The sequence below is a fragment of the Paraburkholderia largidicola genome (assembly GCF_013426895.1).
Classification (GTDB): Bacteria; Pseudomonadota; Gammaproteobacteria; order Burkholderiales; family Burkholderiaceae; genus Paraburkholderia; species Paraburkholderia largidicola.
The window spans coordinates 2,514,848-2,534,022 of record NZ_AP023174.1 but is presented as its reverse complement, the minus strand read 5'-3'; the positions used below and the strand labels follow the sequence as shown (position 1 = coordinate 2,534,022).

The window sequence follows — 19,175 nt, the reverse complement described above, 5'->3', positions numbered from 1 at the left end:
ATGTCAACGACACTCAATGAAAACCTGTTGCTGGCGGTCGCGCTCGCACCGCTGGCCGGCTCGCTGATTGCGGGGCTCTTCGGCAAGACGGTGGGACGTGCCGGTGCGCACTCGGTCACGATTCTCGGCGTCGCCATCTCGTTCGTGCTCTCGTGCATCGTGTTTCTCGATGTGCTCCACGGCGCGAGCTTCAACGCGACCGTGTACGAATGGATGACGGTCGGCAAGGTGAAGTTCGAAGTCGGCTTCCTCGTCGACACGCTCACGGCGATGATGATGTGCGTGGTGACCTTCGTGTCGCTGATGGTGCACGTCTACACGATCGGCTACATGGCCGACGAGGAAACGGGCTACGAGCGCTTCTTCTCGTACATCTCGCTGTTCACGTTCTCGATGCTGATGCTCGTGATGAGCAACAACTTCCTGCAGCTGTTCTTCGGCTGGGAAGCGGTGGGTCTCGTGTCGTACCTGCTGATCGGCTTCTACTTCAAGCGTGAAAGCGCGATCTACGCAAACATGAAGGCGTTCATCGTCAACCGCGTGGGCGACTTCGGCTTCATTCTCGGCATCGGCCTGATCCTCGCGTACGGCGGCTCAATGAACTACGGCGACGTGTTCGCGAAGAGCCACGAACTGGCTTCGCTGAGCTTCCCGGGCACCGAATGGGGTCTGCTGACGGTCGCATGTATTTGCCTCTTCATCGGTGCGATGGGTAAGTCCGCGCAGTTCCCGCTGCACGTGTGGCTGCCCGACTCGATGGAAGGCCCGACGCCGATCTCCGCGCTGATTCACGCGGCAACCATGGTGACGGCCGGCATCTTCATGGTGACGCGCATGTCGCCGCTGTTCGAACTGTCGGACTCGGCGCTGTCGTTCATCACGGTGATCGGTGCGATCACGGCGCTGTTCATGGGCTTCCTCGGCATCGTGCAAAACGACATCAAGCGTGTCGTCGCTTACTCCACGCTGTCGCAGCTCGGCTATATGACGGTCGCGCTCGGCGTGTCGGCGTACCCGGTCGCCGTGTTCCACCTGATGACGCACGCGTTCTTCAAGGCGCTGCTGTTCCTCGGCGCGGGCTCGGTGATCATCGGCATGCACCACGATCAGGACATGCGCAACATGGGCGGCCTGCGCAAGTACATGCCGATCACGTGGATCACGTCGCTGATCGGCTCGCTGGCACTGATCGGCACACCGTTCTTCTCGGGCTTCTACTCGAAAGACTCGATCATCGACGCAGTGAAGCTGTCGCATCTGCCGGGTTCGGGCTTCGCGTACTTCGCGGTCGTCGCGAGCGTGTTCGTCACGGCGCTGTACTCGTTCCGCATGTACTTCCTCGTGTTCCACGGCGAAGAGCGCTTCCGCGGTCCGAAGCATCCTGATTCGCCGATGGGCGCGGAAGCAGCAGCGCACGGCCACGGTCATCACGACGACCACGGCCACGGTCACGACGACCATCACGCTCACGAGCCGCACGAAACGCCGTGGGTCGTCTGGTTGCCGCTGGTGCTGCTCGCCATTCCGTCTATCGTGATCGGCGCCATCGCAATCGGCCCGATGCTCTATGGCGATTTCTTCCAGCATGGCGTGGCGTTCGAGAAGGTGATCTTCATCGGCGAAAACCATCCGGCGCTGCACGAAATGGCGGAAGAATTCCAGGGCTGGGCCTCGATGGGCCTGCACGCTGCGTCAGGCCTGCCCGTGTGGCTGGCGCTGGCTGGCGTAGTGGTCTCGTGGTTCCTGTACCTGAAGCGTCCGGATCTCCCCGCTGTCATCAAGCGTGGTTTCGGTCCGATCTACACGCTGCTGGATAACAAGTACTACATGGACAAGATCAACGAAGTCGTGTTCGCACGCGGCGCAGTGGCCATCGGCCGCGGACTGTGGAAGGAAGGCGACATCGTGGTCATTGACGGCATTGTCAACGGCAGCGCGCGCTTCATCGGCTGGTTTGCGAGCGTGATCCGTTTCCTGCAATCGGGTTACATCTACCACTACGCATTCGCCATGATCATCGGCATGCTGGGGCTCCTGACCCTGTTTGTAACGCTCGGCGGCAAATAAAAAACAGGCTGGAGACATTTCTCATGCACACGACGTTTCCGATTCTGAGTATCGCGATCTGGATGCCGATTATTTTCGGCCTGGTGGTTCTGGCCATCGGTTCAGATCGCAATCCCGGTCCGGCGCGATGGATTGCGCTGATCGGGTCGGTGTTGAGTTTCATCGTGACGATTCCGTTGATGACGGACTTCGACACGAGTACGGCAGCATTGCAGTTCGAAGAAAAGGCTAACTGGATCCAGCGCTTCAACATCACGTACCACCTCGGCATCGACGGTATCTCGATGTGGTTCGTCGTGTTGACGGCGCTGATCACGGTGATCGTCGTGATCGCCGCGTGGGAAGTGATCACGAAGAACGTCGCGCAGTATCTGGCGGCGTTCCTGATCCTGTCGGGCATCATGGTCGGCGTGTTCTCGTCGGCTGACGGCATGCTGTTCTATGTGTTCTTCGAAGCGACGCTGATTCCGATGTACATCATCATCGGCGTGTGGGGCGGGGCGAACCGCGTGTACGCGGCGTTCAAGTTCTTCCTCTACACGCTGATGGGCTCGCTGCTGATGCTGGTCGGCCTGCTGTATCTGTACACGCAGACGGGCACGTTCGACCTCGCTACGTGGCACGCCGCGAAGCTGTCGATGACGCCGCAGGTCCTGCTGTTCATCGCGTTCTTCCTCGCGTTTGCCGTCAAGGTGCCGATGTGGCCCGTCCACACGTGGTTGCCGGACGCGCACGTGGAAGCGCCGACGGGCGGTTCGGTCGTGCTGGCCGCGATCATGCTGAAGCTGGGCGCATACGGTTTCCTGCGCTTCTCGCTGCCGATCGCACCGGATGCCAGCCATTTGCTCGCGCCCGTCGTCATCACGCTGTCGTTGATCGCTGTCGTGTACATCGGTCTCGTCGCGATGGTGCAGGCCGACATGAAGAAGCTGGTCGCGTATTCGTCGATCGCGCACATGGGCTTCGTCACGCTCGGCTTCTTCATCTTCAACCAGTTGGGTACGGAAGGCGCGATCGTGCAGATGATCTCGCACGGCTTCGTGTCGGGCGCGATGTTCCTTTGCATCGGCGTGCTGTATGACCGCATGCACTCGCGTCAGATCGCCGATTACGGCGGCGTCGTCAACACGATGCCGAAGTTCGCGGCGCTCGTGATGCTGTTCTCGATGGCGAACTGCGGCCTGCCGGGTACCTCTGGCTTCGTCGGCGAGTTCATGGTGATTCTGGCCGCTGTCCAGTACAACTTCTGGATCGCGTTCGGCGCGGCCGTCACGCTGATTCTCGGCGCGGCCTATACGTTGTGGATGTACAAGCGCGTGTACTTCGGCGCCGTCGTGAACGACCATGTGAAGAGCCTCGTCGACATCAATCGCCGCGAGTTCTTCATGCTGGCCGTGCTCGCCGCGTTGACGCTGTACATGGGCATCTATCCGAAGCCCTTTACCGAAGTAATGCACGTGTCGGTGGAGAACCTTCTGTCCCACGTTGCGCAGTCGAAGCTGCCGCTGTCGCAGTAATGCGAAGCGGAGGAATTTAAAGATCATGCAAAACGCACCTATGACCGCCTTGTTACCTGACGCGCTAGTGATGGCCGCTATCGTCGTTGCGTGGCTTATCGACACGTTCGTTGGCCCGAACAGCCGCCGCACGACGTATTTCATCGCGCTGATTTCCACGGTCGTAGCCGGCATCTGGTTCGCCGTCGACGCCTTCTCGGGCACCGGGCCGCAATACTTCTTCTCGCGCATGTACGTTGTGGACCCGTTCGCCAACGTGATGAAGGCGGTGGTGTCGCTCGGCTACGCGGTGTCGATCGTCTACTCGCGCAAGTATCTGGAAGATCGCGGCCTGTATGAAGGCAACTTCTTCCTGCTCGGCATGTTCTCGCTGCTCGGCCAGCTGGTGATGATTTCGGGCAACAACTTCCTGACGTTGTATCTCGGTCTGGAACTGATGTCGCTGTCGCTGTACGCCGTGATCGCGCTGCGCCGTGAACATGCGCCGTCGAACGAAGCCGCGATGAAGTACTACGTGCTGGGCGCGCTGGCTTCGGGCTTCCTGCTGTACGGCATTTCGATGCTCTACGGCGCGACGGGTTCGCTCGAACTGAACGAAGTGCTGAAGGCTGTGGCTTCGGGACACATCAATGATGTCGTGCTGCTGTTCGGCGTGATCTTCATCGTTGCGGGTATCGCGTTCAAGATGGGCGCCGTGCCGTTCCACATGTGGGTGCCGGACGTCTACCAGGGCGCGCCGACTGCGATGACGATGCTCGTCGGCGGCGGTCCGAAGGTTGCCGCGTTTGCATGGGGTCTGCGCTTCCTGGTCATGGGTCTGCTGCCGCTCGCCGTCGACTGGCAGGAAATGCTCGTCATTCTGGCTGCGCTGTCGCTGATCGTCGGCAACATCACGGGTATCGTCCAGCGCAACATCAAGCGGATGCTGGCGTACTCGGCGATCTCGAACATGGGCTTCGTGCTGCTCGGCCTGCTGGCAGGTGTCGTCGACGGCAAGACGGGCGCAGCGGCGAGCGCATATGGCTCGGCGATGTTCTACAGCATCATCTATCTGGTGACGACGCTCGGCTCGTTCGGTGTGGTCATGCTGCTCGCACGTCGCGACTTCGAAGCCGAAACGCTCGACGACTTCAAGGGTCTCAATCAGCGCAGCCCGGTGTTTGCGTTCGTGATGATGGTGCTGATGTTCTCGCTCGCCGGCATTCCGCCGACGGTCGGCTTCTACGCGAAGCTCGCCGTGCTCGAAGCGACGATGAACGCAGGCCTCACGTGGCTCGCCGTGCTCGCGGTGATCACGTCGCTGTTCGGCGCGTTCTACTACCTGCGCATCGTCAAGCTGATGTACTTCGATGATCCCGTCGACACGACGCCGATCGCAGGCGATACCTGCAAGCGCGCGCTGCTCGCGCTCAACGGCGTGGCGGTGCTGGTGCTCGGTCTCGTTCCGGGCCCGCTGATGTCGCTCTGCCTGAACGCGATTACGCATACGCTGCCGCTGTAATGTCGGCAGCGGGGTGGTTCATCGTGCTGTTGGCGCTCGTCGGCGCCAACCTGCCGTTCCTGAATCAGCGGCTGTTCGGTGTCATGCCGCTGAAGGCCGCGAAGAAAAGCGCGTGGCTCAGGATCGGCGAACTGATCGTGCTGTATTTCATCGTCGGCGCGCTCGGCTTCATGCTCGAAGCGCGCGCCGGCAACCGCTTCGAACAGGGCTGGCAGTTCTACGCCATCACGTTCAGCCTGTTCATCGTTTTCGCCTTCCCGGGCTTCACGTTTCAATATCTCGTCAAACGGCGCTGACGGTTCCGGCCGTCGCGCTTCTTGCCGCAAAGAGGTCGCACATGGCAGAACTCCCCGATCACGACGCTGCGCTCAAAGAAACCTGCATCAAAAGCGAAGTCGCCTATCAAGGGCCGTTCATGACGGTCAAATGCGACACCGTGCGCTTGCCCGACGGCAAGCAGGCGACGCGCGAATACGTGCAACACCCCGGCGCCGTGATGGTGATTCCACTGTTCGACGACGGCCGCGTGCTGATGGAAAGCCAGTACCGGTACGCAATGGGCAAGGTGATGTACGAGTATCCGGCCGGCAAACTCGATCCGAATGAAGATCCACTGGCCTGCGCGAAGCGCGAACTGCTCGAAGAAACGGGCTACACGGCGCGCGAATACATCTATCTGACGCGCGTTCACCCGATCATTTCGTACTCGACGGAATTCATCGACATCTACGTCGCGCGCGGTCTGACGCCGGGCGAGCGCAAGCTCGACGACGGCGAGTTCCTGGAGACGTTCATCGCGAAGGTGTCGGATGTGTCGGAGTGGGTGCGCACGGGACAGTTGAGCGACGTGAAGACGATCATCGGCACGTTCTGGCTGGAGAAGCTGCTGTCGGGCGCGTGGCCGGAGAACGCGCCCGAGGCGGGCTGACGCTGGCGGGATGTGGCGCTCGACGAAAACGGCAGCCTTGCGCTGCCGTTTTGTGTTTCCGGCGCACGTCGCGCGCAGCCATTCGAGCGTCGGCGCGTCCGGCGCCAACGCGCTAGAATGGCTGATTCTCGTTCGTCGCCGCGCCGCTTGCGCGGCAAAAAATCAAAAGCATTTAACGAACGACCGTTCACAAATTTCGTTTTTGCGCTAAACTCGTACGCAAGCCCTGATTCCACATGAAGGTCCTCGATCTACAGTGTCCGCACGATCATCGGTTCGAAGGCTGGTTCGCTTCCGCCGATGACTTCGAATCGCAGTTGTCCCGCAAACTGGTCGAATGTCCCATTTGCGGTGCGACGGAAGTGAGCCGTTTGCCGTCGGCGCCGCGCCTGAATCTGTCGGGTGCGACGAGCGCGTCGAACGCATCGAAGGAGAAAGCGGCGGCGAACGCTGGCGAACTGCAGGCGCACGTGATGCGTGCGCTGCGCGAGGTGCTGGAAAAGACCGAGAACGTGGGCGACCGCTTCGCCGAGGAAGCGCGGCGCATTCATTACAACGAAGCGCCCGCTCGTAGCATTCGTGGCGTCACGACGCCTGAAGATGCGCGAGCCCTCGTCGAGGAAGGCATCGATGTGATGCCGCTGCCTGTGCCGGCCGCACTGAAAGAGCCGCTGCAATAGCCATCGCTAGCAGTGCTCCTGGCGGCGCAAGGCCGCGGCCAGGAGACACTGCGCATGGACCTGAACTATTCCCCCGCCGACGACGCATTCCGCGCCGACATCCGCGCCTGGCTCGAAGCGAATCTGCCTGACGAGCTGCGCGACAAAGTCCTCAATCACAAACGTCTGAACCGCGACGACTTCGCGAGCTGGCACAAGCTGCTCGGCACGCGCGGCTGGTCGGCGCCTGCGTGGCCTGTGGAATATGGCGGCCCGAACTGGAACGCAACCCAGCGTCATATCTGGGACGAGGAGTGCGCCCAGCTTGGCGCGCCGATGGTGCTGCCGTTTGGTGTATCGATGGTTGCGCCCGTGCTGATGAAATACGGCAGCGAGGCGCAAAAGCGCCATTACTTGCCGCGCATTCTCGACGGCACCGACTGGTGGTGCCAGGGTTACTCGGAGCCGGGTTCGGGCTCCGATCTGGCGTCGCTGCGCACGCGTGCCGAACGCGTCGGCGATCACTATGTCGTGAACGGCCAGAAGACCTGGACGACGCTCGGCCAGCACGCCGACATGATGTTCTGCCTCGTGCGCACCGACAGCGGCGCGAAAAAGCAGGAGGGCATTTCCTTCCTGCTGATCGACATGAAGACGCCGGGCATCACCGTGCGTCCCATCATCACGCTCGACGAAGATCACGAAGTCAACGAAGTGTTCTTCGAAGACGTGAAAGTCCCCGTCGAAAACCTCGTCGGCGATGAGAACCGCGGCTGGACTTATGCGAAGTATCTGCTCGGCCACGAGCGTACGGGCATCGCGCGCGTCGGGCAGTCGAAGCGCGAACTCGCGTTTCTCAAGCGCATCGCGCTGAACCAGAAAAAGAACGGCAAGCCCTTGCTGCTCGATCCGCTGTTCGCCGCGAAAGTCGCGAGCCTCGAAATCGAATTGATGGCGCTCGAAGTGACCGTGCAACGCGTGGTCGCGAACGAAACGGGCGGACGCGGGCCGGGGCCAGAAGCGTCGATGCTGAAGATCAAGGGCACGGAGGTGCAGCAGGGTTTGACGGAGCTGATGTTCGAAGCCGTTGGACCGCTTGCCGCGCCGTTCGATGTGCCGTTCCTCGAAGGCGAACGCGCGCACAGCATCGCGGGAGACGACGATGCCGCGCCGCTCGCCGCGTACTACTTCAACTACCGCAAGACGTCGATCTACGGCGGCTCGAACGAAATTCAAAAGAACATCATCGCGCAGATGATTCTCGGACTGTGAGGAGCGGCGCATGAACTTCAATTTCACTGACGAACAGCAGCAACTCGAGGACGCGCTGCGCCGTTATCTCGACAAGCAATACGGTTTCGAGGCGCGACAGGCGATCGTGCGAACGGACGCGGGCGTATCGGACGAACATTGGTCCGCGTTCGCCGAGCTGGGTCTGACCGCGTTGCCCGTGCCCGAAGCGCAAGGCGGCTTCGACGGCGGCACGGTGGATATGCTGGTCGTGATGCAGGAACTGGGGCGCGCGATCGTCGTCGAGCCGTACTGGTCGACGGCCGTCGGCATCGAGGCGCTGAAGCTGTCCGGCACGGGCGACGGCGACGATACCGCGTTGCTCGAACGCGCGGCGCAAGGCGAGAGCAAGCTCGCCGTCGCCTTCCATGAACCCGACGCACGCTACGATCTCTTCTCGATCGAAACGACGGCGACGCGCCACGGCGACGGATACGTGCTGAGCGGCACGAAATCGGTCGTGCAGCACGGGGCGCAAGCCGACTACTGGATCGTGCCCGCGCGACTGGATGGCGAGATTGCGCTGTTCGTCGTCGCGCGCGATGCAGCGAACACGCAGGTCACCGACTATCGGACGATCGACGGCCAACGGGCCGCGACGCTCGCATTCGATGCGACGCCGGCACGCAAGCTGAACGGCAGGCACGCGGGCGCCGCTGCGCTGGAGCATATCGCGGACTACGGCACCGTGTTGCTGTGCGCCGAGGCGATCGGCGCACTCGACGCGCTGAATCACGCAACCGTCGAATACACGAAGACGCGCCAGCAGTTCGGCGTGCCGATTGCGCGCTTTCAGGCGCTGCAGCACCGGATGGTCGAAATGCTGATCCACACCGAGCAGGCGCGCTCGGCAACGTATCTGGCTGCCGTGCGTTACGGCAGCGACGATGTCGACGAGCGCCGGCGCGCAGTATCGGCGGCGAAAGTGCGCGTGGGGCAGGCTGCGCGCTTCGTCGGCCAGCAGGCCGTGCAGTTGCACGGCGGGATGGGCGTGACGAACGAAGTCGCGGCGGCGCATCTGTTCAAGCGTCTCGCTATCATCGAAACCACGCTTGGCGATGTCGATCATCATCTGGCGCGCTTTGCCGCGCTGCCAGGCTTCGCAACGGCCGACGCATGAGCGCGGCGGCCAACACATGCACACGAGGTGAAAGATGGGTTTGAGCTATGAGGACATGGAAGTCGGCAAGTCGTATGAAGTCGGCTCGCACACCTTCACGCGTGACGAGATCGTCCGGTTCGCGGAGCAGTTCGATCCGCAGCCGTTCCACGTCAGCGACGCCGGTGCGGCGGCCTCGCCGTACGGCACGCTGATCGCGAGCGGCTGGCACACGTGTTCGGTGATGATGGGCATGCTGGTGCGCAACGTGCTGGCGGGCTCGACGTCGATGGGCTCGCCTGGCATCGACGATCTGCGCTGGCTCAAGCCGGTTCGCGTCGGCGACACGATCCGGATGATGAACAGCGTGCTCGACAAGCGCGTGTCCGCGAGCAAGCCCGACCGCGGGATCGTGTCGACGGAATGGCAGGGTTTCAATCAGAACGGCGAACTGGTGATTACCGTGCGCTCGAAGGCGATCTTCGGGCTGCGCAATCCCGGAGCGGCCGCATGACGCCCGAACTGACGCTCGCTTCTGCCGACGACGTGCGTGCGCTCGTCGGCCAGCCGCCACGCATGAGCGCCTGGGTCGAGGTCGATCAGGCGAGCGTCGATCGTTTTGCTGTGGCGACGGGCGATCACCAGTGGATTCATACCGATCCCGAGCGCGCGAAGCGCGAGTCGCCGTTCGGGGGACCGATTGCGCATGGTTTTCTGACGCTGTCGCTGATCCCTGCGCTGCTTGTCGATACGTTTCGTTTCCAGCAGCGCATGGGCGTCAATTACGGGCTCAATCGCGTGCGTTTCACGGCGCCCGTGCCTGTCGGATCGCAGTTGCGCGCGAGCTTTGTCGTCGCGAGCGTGACGGACGTCGAAGAGGGCGGCGTGCAGATTGCGTGGAACGTGACGCTCGAACGGCAGGGCAGTGAGCGTCCTGTGTGCATCGCAGAGTTCATCACGCGGCATTATTTCTAGGTGTGGCCGCCGGCGTCGCGCGATGCTTAATGCTTGGCGTACTGCGTCGCGCCGAACAATATTTCTTTCGCTTTTTCGTCCATCAGCGGCACGCGCGCCGATGCAAGCACTTCGACGCCGCGTTGCACGGCGGGACGCGCGGCGATCTCTTCATGCCAGCGCTTTACGTTCGGGAAATCGTCGATTTGCAGGCCCTGGTTTTGCCATGAACGCGTCCAGGGGAACGTGGCGATATCGGCGATGGTGTAGTCGTCGCCTGCCAGATAGCGCGTCTTGCCGAGCTTCGTGTCCATCACGCCGTAGAGGCGCTTTGTTTCGTTGGTGTAGCGGTTGATTGCGTATTCGATGGGTTGCGGCGCGTAGACGCGGAAGTGGTGGGTCTGACCGAGCATCGGGCCGATACCGCCCATCTGGAACATCAGCCATTGCAGCGTTTCGTAGCGGGCTGCTGGGTCATTTGGCAAAAATTTGCCGGTTTTTTCTGCGAGGTAGATCAGGATTGCTCCCGATTCGAACAGTGAGAATGGCTTGCCGTCTGGGTTCTTTGGACCGTCGCTGTCCACGATGGCAGGGATCTTGTTGTTTGGGCTGATGGCCAGGAATTCTGGCGTGAATTGATCGCCTGCGCCGATGTTGATCGGATGCGCCTTGTAGTCGAGGCCTGTCTCCTCGAGCATGATGTGGATCTTGTGGCCGTTGGGTGTTGCCCAGCTGTAGATGTCGATCATTGAATGCTCCTGGGGTTGGTGGGTTTGTCTGTCTGCGACGCTGGGTGGTTCGCTTTTGCTTTGCGCTGGCATCCGCGTTTTGCTTCTGGTTTGCTAGCGTTGCCCCTGTGCGGGGCGGCACCTACTTTTCTTTGCCGCCGCAAAGAAAAGTAGGCAAAAGAAAGCGGCTCACACCGCCAGCCCGTATTCTTATCCACGGGCCCCCGACGTCCCCACACTTCACGCGGCAACGCACTTGTTCGCGTTTGTTGCCAACGTTCTCTCTGTACGCCTCACCCTCTTCACGTACCCGCGTAGCAGCACGCGGCGCCAGATAGTCCTCCGCCGCTCAGGTGGCAAACTGTGTGTAGGCCGTAGTGCCTGACACGCCTCACTTCGGGCCGATAGTGCATGCGTTCCACCCTGTAAGAGCGCTACCCTGTACGGCGCGACAACCAACACACAGTTGGCCACCTGGGCGGCACATACTATTCGCTGCCGCTTGCCCGAGTACGGGTATCCGAAGCGGGTGAGGCTTCCATTCAATGCGTTGGCAACACACGCGAACAGAAATGTTGCCGTGTGAAGCGTGGGACCGGTTGGGGTCCCTCAGGCAAATACAAGAACTGGCGGTGTGAGCCGCTTTCTTTTGCCTACTTTTCTTTGCGGCGGCAAAGAAAAGTAGGTGCCGCCCCGCACAGGGGCGACGCTAGCAAACCAGAGACAAAACGCGGATGCCAGCAAAAACCAAAAGCGAACACCCCAGCGTCGCAGACACAAAAAAAATTACACCACAGATCCCCAAACCCCGCTGCCGCGCTGCCAGCGAATCACTCCGAATACCGCCCAAGCTCAATCTTGGCAATCGCATTCCGATGCACTTCATCGGGCCCATCAGCAAACCGCAACCACCGCGCAGTGGTATAGGCATACGCCAGGGGAAAATCATCGCTCATCCCAGCCGCGCCATGCGCCTGAATGGCCCAATCAATCACCTGACACGCCATGTTGGGCGCAACGACCTTGATCATCGCGATCTCACCACGCGCGCCCTTATTCCCGACGGTATCCATCATGTAAGCCGTCTTCAACGTCAGCAACCGAGCCTGCTCGATCAAGCACCGCGCCTCGGCAATCCGCTCCTGCGTCACTGTCTGCGCCGCAATCGGCTTGCCAAACGCCACACGTTGCAGCGTGCGTACGCACATCAATTCAAGAGCGCGCTCAGCAAGTCCAATCAACCGCATACAGTGGTGAATCCGCCCCGGCCCGAGCCGCCCTTGCGCAATCTCAAACCCGCGCCCTTCGCCTAGCAGCATGTTCACGGCAGGCACGCGCGCGTTATCGAGCGTGACCTCCATGTGTCCGTGCGGCGCGTCGTCATATCCGAATACCGTCAGCGGACGATGCACGGTGACCCCGGCCGCGTCGGCAGGCACGAGAATCATCGATTGCTGTGCGTGACGCGGCGCGTCGGGATCCGTCTTGCCCATCACGATGAAGAGCTTGCAGCGCGGATCGCCCGCGCCCGACGACCACCACTTGTGCCCATTGATCACGTACGAATCGCCGTCCCGCACGATGCTCGTCTGGATGTTCGTCGCATCCGACGACGCCACTTCCGGTTCGGTCATCAGAAACGCCGAACGGATCTGGCCTTGCAGCAGCGGCTCCAGCCACTCACGTCGATTCTCTTCGTTGCCGTATCGCTCGATCGTCTCCATGTTGCCGGTATCGGGCGCATTGCAGTTGAACACCTCAGGCGCCCACGGCACGCGGCCCATGATCTCGCACAGCGGCGCGTATTCGAGGTTCGTCAGGCCCGCGCCGCGCTCGGAGTCCGGCAGAAACAGATTCCATAAGCCGGCTTCGCGCGCCTGCTGCTTCAGCGACTCGATCAGTTCCGTCGGCACCCATGCGTTGCCCGCCTGGCGGTTGCGCGCGACTTCGGCGGCATAGGCCTGTTCGTTCGGATAGATGTGCTCGTCGAAAAATGCGAGCAGCTTGTCGCGCAAGGCCTGAACCTTCGGGGTGTAGTCGAAATTCATGTTGCCCTCGTGGTTGTCGTTGAATCCGGTCTACAGATTGAATGCACGGCAGCGCCGGCGCTTCACTCAGCGCACCTTCTGCGCATAGCGCCACGCGAGTTCGGCCATCGGCCTTGCGCGCCGTCCCGCGTCCGCGGCCTGTTCGCTCGCTGCCGTGCCATCGACCACGCGCTTCATGATTCCCTGCAAGATCGCCGCGATGCGGAACATGTTGTACGCGAGGTAGAAGTTCCAGTCGCCGGAAATCGTCAGGCCGGTGCGCTCGCAATAGCGTTGCACATACTGTGCCTCGTCGGGAATGCCGAGCGCGGCCCAGTCGAGTCCAGCGATGCCGCGAAACTGCGCGGGATCGACATGCCACGCCATGCAGTGATACGCGAAGTCGGCGAGGGGATCGCCGAGCGTCGACAGTTCCCAGTCGAGCACGGCCAGCACGCGCGGCTCGTGCGGATCGAAGATCAGATTGTCGAGCCGGAAGTCGCCATGCACGATGGACGCGCGCTCGCCCGTTTCAGCGGGCATATGCTGCGGCAGCCATTCGATCAAACGATGCATCGCATCGATCGGTTCCGTCTCCGACGCCTGATACTGCTTGCTCCATCTGCCGATCTGCCGCGCGAAGTAGTTGCCCGGCTTGCCGTAATCCGCAAGTCCGACCTTGTCGACATCGACGCTATGCAGCGCGGCGATCACCCGGTTCATCTCGTCATAAATCGCGCCGCGTTGCGCCGGTGTCATATCGGGCAGCGACGGGTCCCACAGCACGCGGCCCTGGACGAACTCCATGACGTAGAACGCGCGGCCGATCACGCTTTCGTCCTCGCACAGCGCGAGCATCTTCGCGACGGGCACGTCGGTGTCGCGCAGCGCATGCATCACGCGATACTCACGTTCGATCGCATGCGCGGACGGCAGCAGTTTCGCGGACGGCCCGGGCTTCGCGCGCATCACATAAGCACGCGTCGGCGTGATCAGCTTGAAGGTCGGATTGGACTGACCGCCTGCGAACTGTTCGAGCGTCAACGGTCCGGCAAAGTCTTCGACATGTTGCGTGAGCCAAGCGGAAAGCGTGTGGATGTCGATGCGCTGCCGTTCGCTGACGGGCCGCGTGCCTTCAAAAGCGGAGTAGTCGGTGGGTGTCGCGTCTTGCGGCATGTCTCCTCCGTTGGATGATCGAATGATCGACCTGCTAGCTGCGCCTGCTTTGAATGAATTGCGCGTAGAGCATTTCCATCGACGTGTTGCGCACGTCGCGATGCAGCGGCGAGGGCGGCGCATGATTGATCATGCGCACAACCCAGTCGCGCGGGGCCGCGCCGACGTCGAGCGCATTGATGCAGCCCGTCGCCTGCGCGAGATGGCCGAAGAACGTGCGGCCGCCCGCCGTGATCGCATGCGACAGGATCGCGCGATTCACGCCGCCGTGCAGCACGAGCAGCGCGACGTCCCACGATGTATCAGCGCGCAGCGTAGCCAGCGCCGGCAATACGCGGTCGAGCAGTTCGCCAATTGTCTCGCCACCGAGAAACTGTACGTCCTCGGCAACGATGCCATCGAACGCACCGAGAAACGCCGTTTCGAGATCAGCGGCGGGAACCGAACCCGGCTTGCCGCTGCGTATCTCTTCCCACGCGGGCTCGATGTCGATCGTGGCTTGCTGATGCATTTGCGCGAGCACGCGCTGTGCCGTCTCGACCGTGCGCGGCAAGCCGCTCGCAATCACGCGATCGAAGCGCACGTTCTGTTCGGCGAACGCGCGGCCTGCGGCATCGGCCTGTGCGCGACCGTTTTCGTTGAGGGGCACGCGTTCCGGGTCGATCGTGCGGCCCGACGCATCGAAGTACGTGACATCGCCGTGCCGCATCAGATAGAGGCGGCGACGCTTCGGCAACTGATAGCCCGACCCGGTCGGCGTGCTCATTTGTAGTTGGGCGCGCGCTTTTCGAGGAACGCGGTGATGCCTTCGAGCCCGTCGCGATGATGCAGCGACGCGACGAAGCTGTCGCGCTCCGCAACCAGATGCTCGGGCAGCGACTGCGCGCCCGCTGCCGCGATCAGGCCTTTGATGCGTGCCTTCGCGTTCGGCGACACCTTGCCGAGATCGTCGGCCCATGCGACCGCCGTATCGCGCACGGCGCCCGGCTTCACGAGCCGGTTGACGACGCCGAGATCGTAAAGACGCTGCGCGCCGATCGGCTTGCCTTCGATCAGCACTTCCGTCGCGAGCTGACGCGGCAACGCACGCGCGAGGAACCACGAGCCGCCGCCATCCGGCGTGAGGCCGACGCGCGCGTACGACATCACGAACTTCGCGTCGTCGGCGGCGACGATCAGGTCGCACGCGAGCGCAAGCGAAAAACCTGCGCCTGCCGCCGCGCCTTCGACGGCCGCGATCACCGGCTTCGACGACGCCTGCAACGCGGCAATCCATTCGCCGAGCAAATCGATGCTTTGCGCCTGCACGGACGGATCTTTCGCGCGGTTTTCGAGCAGGCGGTTCAGGTTGCCGCCCGCGCAGAAGAAGTTGTCCGCGCCGGTGATGACGACGGCGCCGATCGACGGATCGCGCTCGGCCGTATCGATCGCTTCGATGCCGGCGGCGTACATGTCCGGGTGCATCGCGTTGCGCGCGCCCGGGTTCGACAGGGTCAGCACGAGCGTCGATTCGCTTTCGGCTGGGCGGGAGGCGAGCAGTTCGGCGGCCATTACGCTTGCTCCTTTGCGTTGTCGTGATCGGCGACGTCGGCTTGCGTGAGGGACATGCCCAGTTGCGCGCGGCGCGCGAGCCACGGCGACGGACGGTAGCGTGGATCGCCGAGCACGTTGAACATGTTGCGCAGGATCGTCAGGATGGTTTGTGCGCCGAGCGCATCGCCGAGTGCGAGCGGCCCGCGCGGATAGCCGAGGCCGAGTGTCACGGCAAGATCGATGTCCTGCGGCGATGCGATCTGACGCTGCGCAATATCGCAGCCGATGTTCACGATCGTCGCGACCACGCGTTGCGCGACGAAACCCGTCGAATCGCGGATCACCGTGACGGGCACGCCGTCGTGCGCGAACAGGGCGTGCGCGGTGTCGCGCGCGGCGCGGGTGGTCGCGGGCGTGGTCATGAGCGTGCGGCGTTGCGCGTCGACGAGCGGGAACAGCGTATCGATGGCGACGACGCGGCTCGCGTCGAGGTTTTCATCGACAGCCGCCGTGGTCGCGTCGAAGCCGAGGGGCGTCACGACGATCAGCGAATCGGCGGCAGGCGTCGAGCCTGTGTCCACGGTCACGCCCGTCTTCGCGATCAACGCGAGCACCGCCTCGCGCGCAGCGGGCACGCGTGCGCTGATCCAGACGCGCTTCGGCAGTTCGGTCGGCGCAGGGGCTTCGGCGGGCGCCTGCTGCTTGCCGTCGACATACACATAGAACCCTTCGCCCGCCTTGCGTCCGATCAGCCCGCCTGCGAGGCGCGTGCCCGTGATCGGCGATGGCGTGAAGCGCGGCTCCTCATAGAACTGGTGATAGATCGATTCCATCACGGGATGCGACACGTCGAGCGCGGTCAGATCGAGCAGTTCGAACGGCCCCAGACGAAAGCCTGCCTGCTCGCGCATGATGCGGTCGATATCGACAAAGCTCGCGACGCCTTCGTCCGCGACGCGCAAACCTTCCGTATTCATGCCGCGGCCCGCGTGATTGACGACGAAGCCGGGCATATCCTTCGCGCGCACGGGCGTGTGGCCCACGCGGCGCGCGAGATCCATCAGCGCGTCGCCGGCGGCGGGATCGCTGCGCAGGCCGTCGATCACTTCGACGACCTTCATCAGCGGCACCGGGTTGAAGAAGTGATAGCCGACGACGCGCGACGGATCGGCGCACGCGGCCGCGATCGCCGTGATCGACAGCGACGACGTGTTCGACGCAAGAATGCAGCGCTCGCTGACGATGCCTTCGAGTTCCTTGAACAGCGCGCGCTTCACGTCGAGCTTTTCGACGATCGCTTCGACGACGAGGTCGCAGTCTTTAAGGTCGCCGATCGCAGTCGCGCCCGTCACGTTCGCGAGCGCCGCGAGCGAGCGCGAGTTGTCGAGCTTGCCTTTGGCGACCAGCTTCGAGAAGGTATCGGACAGGTAATCGCGGGCCGCGCCGACGGCATCGGAGTTCGCGTCGTAGAGTCTGACCTTGAGGCCCGCGAGCGCGGCGATCTGCGCGATGCCGCGTCCCATCGCGCCCGTGCCGACGATGCCCACGGTCTCGATGCTGGTCTGGCGAGAGGTGTTCGGTGATGACATGATGTGACTCACTCCATGATTATTCTAAAATAGTACGTTCGTTTCAATTCGTCGTGTTCGCGCGTATGCGCGTTAGCCGCGACGAATCGCAAACGACTTTCGACAACCATCCGCAGGGAGACACCGGATGATCAAGCTGCACGGTTTTGCACTGTCCAACTATTACAACAAAGTGAAGTTTGCGCTGCTCGAATTCGGCATTCCGTTCGAAGAAGTGTGCGTTCCGTTCAACCAGGACGAGGCGACGCTCGAACATTCGCCGCTCGGCAAGGTGCCGTACATCGTGACGGAGCGTGGCAGCCTGTGCGAGTCGCAGGCGATCATCGAATATCTGGCCGCGGCCTTTCCCGAGAAGGCGATTTTCTCGCGCGACCCGTGGGAAGCGGCAAAGGAGCGTGAGCTGATCACGTTCGTCGACGTGCATCTCGAACTGACGGCGCGCAATCTGTACAAGCAGGCGTTCTTCGGCGGCACGATCACCGACGCCACGAAAGGGCGCACTGAGAAACTGCTGATCCATCATATCCGCGGTTTCCGGCGGCTGGCGAAGTTCACGCCGTATCTGCGCGGCGAGCAGTTCAGCATCGCGGACATCGCTGGTTTCGTGAGCCTGCCGCTGGTCGGCATGGCGACGCAGGCCGTTTACGGGCGCGATTTTCTGCTCGATGTCGGCATCGACTGGAAGCCGTATGTGAAGGCGATCAATGCGCGTCCGGCTGCGCAGCGCGTGACGGACGATCGCAAGGCCTACATGGAAGCGCAAAAGAAGAAGTGAGCAGGCGGGCCGTTTGTGCGTTGGACGGCCGCCGCGTTGCTTCGCGTGCGATGACGAAGAACCTGGGTTCGTTCGCAGCATCGCGCGCGTCATCTCAGAGACGCGCCAGTCGTTCGAGCGCGGTGGCGAGCGTGTCCTCTTTCTTGGCGAAGCAGAAGCGCACGACGCCCGATTCATGTGACTCGTGATAGAACGCCGACACGGGAATGGCGGCCACGCCGATCTCGCTCGTCAGCCATTGCGCGAATTCGGCTTCGGGCATGTCGCTGATGGCCGAATAGTCGACGCACTGGAAATACGTGCCCGTGCACGGCAACAGCTTGAAGCGCGATTGCGCGAGACCGGCGCGGAAGACGTCGCGCTTTTTCTGATAGAACGCGGGCAGGTTCACATAGGGCGCGGGGTCCTGCATGTAATGTGCGAGCCCGAGCTGCATCGGCGTGTTGACGGTGAATACGTTGAACTGGTGGACCTTGCGGAATTCCGCCGTCAGCGCGGCGGGCGCGGCCACGTAGCCGACCTTCCAGCCCGTCACGTGATAGGTCTTGCCGAAGCTCGACACGACGAAGCTGCGCTGCGCGAGTTCCGGATAGCGCGCGACGCTTTCGTGCGGCGCGCCGTCGTAGACCATGTGTTCGTACACTTCGTCGGACAGGATCAGCACATTCGTGCCCCGTACGATGTCCTCGAGCTTCTTCATGTCGTCCGCGCGCCAGACCGTACCCGTCGGATTGTGCGGCGTGTTGATCAGGATCATGCGCGTTTTCGGCGTGATCGCAGCGGCGAGTTTGTCGAACGGGATCGCGTAGTCGGGCGCTTCGAGCGTGACGAACACAGGCTTGCCGCCCGCCAGTTCGATCGACGGCAGATAGCTGTCGTACGTCGGCTCGACGACGATCACTTCATCGCCCGGATGGACCGCGCACAGGATCGCCGTCAGAAGCGCTTGCGTGGCGCCCGCCGTCACCGTGATTTCAGTCGTGGCGTCGTAGCGGCGGCCGTACAGGCTTGCAATCTTCTCGGAGATCGCCTGGCGCAGCGGCGCGACGCCAGCCATCGGCGGATACTGGTTGTGGCCCTCGCGCATTGCGTTGGCCACGGCATCGACGATGCGCGGATCGCAATTGAAATCCGGGAAGCCCTGGCCGAGATTGACCGCGTTCTTTTCGGCGGCGAGCGCGCTCATCACGGTGAAGATCGTCGTGCCGACGTTCGGCAGACGGGACGGGAACGATGGAGGCATGGTGGTCATAGGCGTGGTCGTCAGATCGTGCGGTGCGTTCATGTCGCGGTCCGAATGCGGTCGTGGTCGTTGATGCCGTGGTGGTCAGG

General features: G+C 62.4%; 18 protein-coding genes. 11 read left to right on the top strand and 7 right to left on the bottom strand.

Features of this window, described 5'->3' with window-relative positions:
* The 10 genes from nuoL (at position 1) to PPGU16_RS11205 (ending at position 10,036) form a co-directional block, all read left to right on the top strand.
* The gene (nuoL, locus tag PPGU16_RS11250; protein ID WP_180720059.1) at positions 1-2,067 is read left to right on the top strand and encodes an NADH-quinone oxidoreductase subunit L; all 2,067 of its coding nucleotides are present in this window, start codon (positions 1-3) and stop codon (positions 2,065-2,067) included.
* A 23-nt stretch (positions 2,068-2,090) separates the two neighbouring features.
* Complete coding sequence (locus tag PPGU16_RS11245; protein ID WP_180720058.1) at positions 2,091-3,584, top strand: NADH-quinone oxidoreductase subunit M; 1,494 nt, start codon at positions 2,091-2,093, stop codon at positions 3,582-3,584.
* A gap of 25 nt (positions 3,585-3,609) precedes the next feature.
* Positions 3,610-5,085, top strand: a complete 1,476-nt coding sequence (gene nuoN, locus PPGU16_RS11240; protein WP_180720057.1) for an NADH-quinone oxidoreductase subunit NuoN — start codon at positions 3,610-3,612, stop codon at positions 5,083-5,085.
* On the top strand, positions 5,085-5,381 hold the full coding sequence (locus tag PPGU16_RS11235; RefSeq protein ID WP_180720056.1) for a DUF2818 family protein: 297 nt from the start codon (positions 5,085-5,087) through the stop codon (positions 5,379-5,381). Before nuoN ends, PPGU16_RS11235 begins: the two co-directional genes overlap by 1 nt.
* A 41-nt stretch (positions 5,382-5,422) precedes the next feature.
* Positions 5,423-6,013 carry an NUDIX domain-containing protein gene (locus tag PPGU16_RS11230; RefSeq protein WP_180720055.1) on the top strand — a complete coding sequence of 197 codons (591 nt, stop codon included), beginning with the start codon at positions 5,423-5,425 and terminating at the stop codon, positions 6,011-6,013.
* A gap of 236 nt (positions 6,014-6,249) precedes the next feature.
* Positions 6,250-6,693 (top strand): DUF1178 family protein, encoded by a 444-nt coding sequence (locus PPGU16_RS11225; protein WP_180720054.1) that lies wholly within the window; start codon positions 6,250-6,252, stop codon positions 6,691-6,693.
* A 54-nt stretch (positions 6,694-6,747) separates the two neighbouring features.
* Positions 6,748-7,944, top strand: a complete 1,197-nt coding sequence (locus tag PPGU16_RS11220; protein WP_180720053.1) for an acyl-CoA dehydrogenase family protein — start codon at positions 6,748-6,750, stop codon at positions 7,942-7,944.
* Positions 7,945-7,954: 10 nt separating this feature from the next.
* Positions 7,955-9,082 carry an acyl-CoA dehydrogenase family protein gene (locus PPGU16_RS11215; protein ID WP_180720052.1) on the top strand — a complete coding sequence of 376 codons (1,128 nt, stop codon included), beginning with the start codon at positions 7,955-7,957 and terminating at the stop codon, positions 9,080-9,082.
* Between the two features lie 34 nt (positions 9,083-9,116).
* Complete coding sequence (locus tag PPGU16_RS11210) at positions 9,117-9,575, top strand: MaoC family dehydratase (RefSeq protein ID WP_180720051.1); 459 nt, start codon at positions 9,117-9,119, stop codon at positions 9,573-9,575.
* Entirely contained in the window at positions 9,572-10,036 is a 465-nt protein-coding gene (locus PPGU16_RS11205) for a MaoC family dehydratase (protein WP_180720050.1), read from the top strand. Before PPGU16_RS11210 ends, PPGU16_RS11205 begins: the two co-directional genes overlap by 4 nt.
* 26 nt (positions 10,037-10,062) lie before the next feature.
* On the opposite strand, the gene PPGU16_RS11200 is transcribed toward PPGU16_RS11205, so the two are convergent.
* The 6 genes from PPGU16_RS11200 to PPGU16_RS11175 form a co-directional block, all read right to left on the bottom strand.
* On the bottom strand, positions 10,063-10,764 hold the full coding sequence (locus PPGU16_RS11200; RefSeq protein ID WP_180722609.1) for a glutathione binding-like protein: 702 nt from the start codon (positions 10,762-10,764) through the stop codon (positions 10,063-10,065).
* Between the two features lie 809 nt (positions 10,765-11,573).
* Positions 11,574-12,791: an acyl-CoA dehydrogenase family protein gene (locus tag PPGU16_RS11195; RefSeq protein WP_180720049.1), complete on the bottom strand. Its 1,218-nt coding sequence runs from the start codon at positions 12,789-12,791 to the stop codon at positions 11,574-11,576.
* Between the two features lie 66 nt (positions 12,792-12,857).
* Positions 12,858-13,946 carry a phosphotransferase gene (locus tag PPGU16_RS11190; RefSeq protein ID WP_180720048.1) on the bottom strand — a complete coding sequence of 363 codons (1,089 nt, stop codon included), beginning with the start codon at positions 13,944-13,946 and terminating at the stop codon, positions 12,858-12,860.
* A 34-nt stretch (positions 13,947-13,980) separates the two neighbouring features.
* Positions 13,981-14,712 carry a histidine phosphatase family protein gene (locus PPGU16_RS11185; protein WP_180720047.1) on the bottom strand — a complete coding sequence of 244 codons (732 nt, stop codon included), beginning with the start codon at positions 14,710-14,712 and terminating at the stop codon, positions 13,981-13,983.
* Positions 14,709-15,497, bottom strand: a complete 789-nt coding sequence (locus PPGU16_RS11180; protein ID WP_180720046.1) for an oxepin-CoA hydrolase, alternative type — start codon at positions 15,495-15,497, stop codon at positions 14,709-14,711. The genes PPGU16_RS11185 and PPGU16_RS11180 overlap by 4 nt, the downstream gene beginning before the upstream one ends.
* Positions 15,497-17,068, bottom strand: coding sequence for a 3-hydroxyacyl-CoA dehydrogenase (locus PPGU16_RS11175; RefSeq protein WP_180720045.1), 1,572 nt, complete (start codon positions 17,066-17,068; stop codon positions 15,497-15,499). Before PPGU16_RS11175 ends, PPGU16_RS11180 begins: the two co-directional genes overlap by 1 nt.
* A gap of 127 nt (positions 17,069-17,195) precedes the next feature.
* On the opposite strand from PPGU16_RS11175, the gene PPGU16_RS11170 reads away from it, so the two are divergent.
* A complete protein-coding gene (locus tag PPGU16_RS11170; protein WP_180720044.1) occupies positions 17,196-17,843 on the top strand; it encodes a glutathione S-transferase family protein in 648 nt (215 codons plus the stop codon).
* A 94-nt stretch (positions 17,844-17,937) separates the two neighbouring features.
* On the opposite strand, the gene PPGU16_RS11165 is transcribed toward PPGU16_RS11170, so the two are convergent.
* Complete coding sequence (locus tag PPGU16_RS11165; RefSeq protein ID WP_180720043.1) at positions 17,938-19,128, bottom strand: pyridoxal phosphate-dependent aminotransferase; 1,191 nt, start codon at positions 19,126-19,128, stop codon at positions 17,938-17,940.
* Between the last annotated feature and the right edge of the window lie 47 nt (positions 19,129-19,175).

What these genes read in the sequence shown, in the direction of transcription:
- nuoL (WP_180720059.1), top strand. Translation starts at nt 1, where the DNA reads ATGTCAACGACACTCAATGAAAACCTGTTGCTGGCGGTCGCGCTCGCA.
- PPGU16_RS11245 (WP_180720058.1), top strand. Translation starts at nt 2,091, where the DNA reads ATGCACACGACGTTTCCGATTCTGAGTATCGCGATCTGGATGCCGATT.
- nuoN (WP_180720057.1), top strand. Translation starts at nt 3,610, where the DNA reads ATGCAAAACGCACCTATGACCGCCTTGTTACCTGACGCGCTAGTGATG.
- PPGU16_RS11235 (WP_180720056.1), top strand. Translation starts at nt 5,085, where the DNA reads ATGTCGGCAGCGGGGTGGTTCATCGTGCTGTTGGCGCTCGTCGGCGCC.
- PPGU16_RS11230 (WP_180720055.1), top strand. Translation starts at nt 5,423, where the DNA reads ATGGCAGAACTCCCCGATCACGACGCTGCGCTCAAAGAAACCTGCATC.
- PPGU16_RS11225 (WP_180720054.1), top strand. Translation starts at nt 6,250, where the DNA reads ATGAAGGTCCTCGATCTACAGTGTCCGCACGATCATCGGTTCGAAGGC.
- PPGU16_RS11220 (WP_180720053.1), top strand. Translation starts at nt 6,748, where the DNA reads ATGGACCTGAACTATTCCCCCGCCGACGACGCATTCCGCGCCGACATC.
- PPGU16_RS11215 (WP_180720052.1), top strand. Translation starts at nt 7,955, where the DNA reads ATGAACTTCAATTTCACTGACGAACAGCAGCAACTCGAGGACGCGCTG.
- PPGU16_RS11210 (WP_180720051.1), top strand. Translation starts at nt 9,117, where the DNA reads ATGGGTTTGAGCTATGAGGACATGGAAGTCGGCAAGTCGTATGAAGTC.
- PPGU16_RS11205 (WP_180720050.1), top strand. Translation starts at nt 9,572, where the DNA reads ATGACGCCCGAACTGACGCTCGCTTCTGCCGACGACGTGCGTGCGCTC.
- PPGU16_RS11200 (WP_180722609.1), bottom strand. Translation starts at nt 10,764, where the DNA reads ATGATCGACATCTACAGCTGGGCAACACCCAACGGCCACAAGATCCAC.
- PPGU16_RS11195 (WP_180720049.1), bottom strand. Translation starts at nt 12,791, where the DNA reads ATGAATTTCGACTACACCCCGAAGGTTCAGGCCTTGCGCGACAAGCTG.
- PPGU16_RS11190 (WP_180720048.1), bottom strand. Translation starts at nt 13,946, where the DNA reads ATGCCGCAAGACGCGACACCCACCGACTACTCCGCTTTTGAAGGCACG.
- PPGU16_RS11185 (WP_180720047.1), bottom strand. Translation starts at nt 14,712, where the DNA reads ATGAGCACGCCGACCGGGTCGGGCTATCAGTTGCCGAAGCGTCGCCGC.
- PPGU16_RS11180 (WP_180720046.1), bottom strand. Translation starts at nt 15,497, where the DNA reads ATGGCCGCCGAACTGCTCGCCTCCCGCCCAGCCGAAAGCGAATCGACG.
- PPGU16_RS11175 (WP_180720045.1), bottom strand. Translation starts at nt 17,068, where the DNA reads ATGTCATCACCGAACACCTCTCGCCAGACCAGCATCGAGACCGTGGGC.
- PPGU16_RS11170 (WP_180720044.1), top strand. Translation starts at nt 17,196, where the DNA reads ATGATCAAGCTGCACGGTTTTGCACTGTCCAACTATTACAACAAAGTG.
- PPGU16_RS11165 (WP_180720043.1), bottom strand. Translation starts at nt 19,128, where the DNA reads ATGAACGCACCGCACGATCTGACGACCACGCCTATGACCACCATGCCT.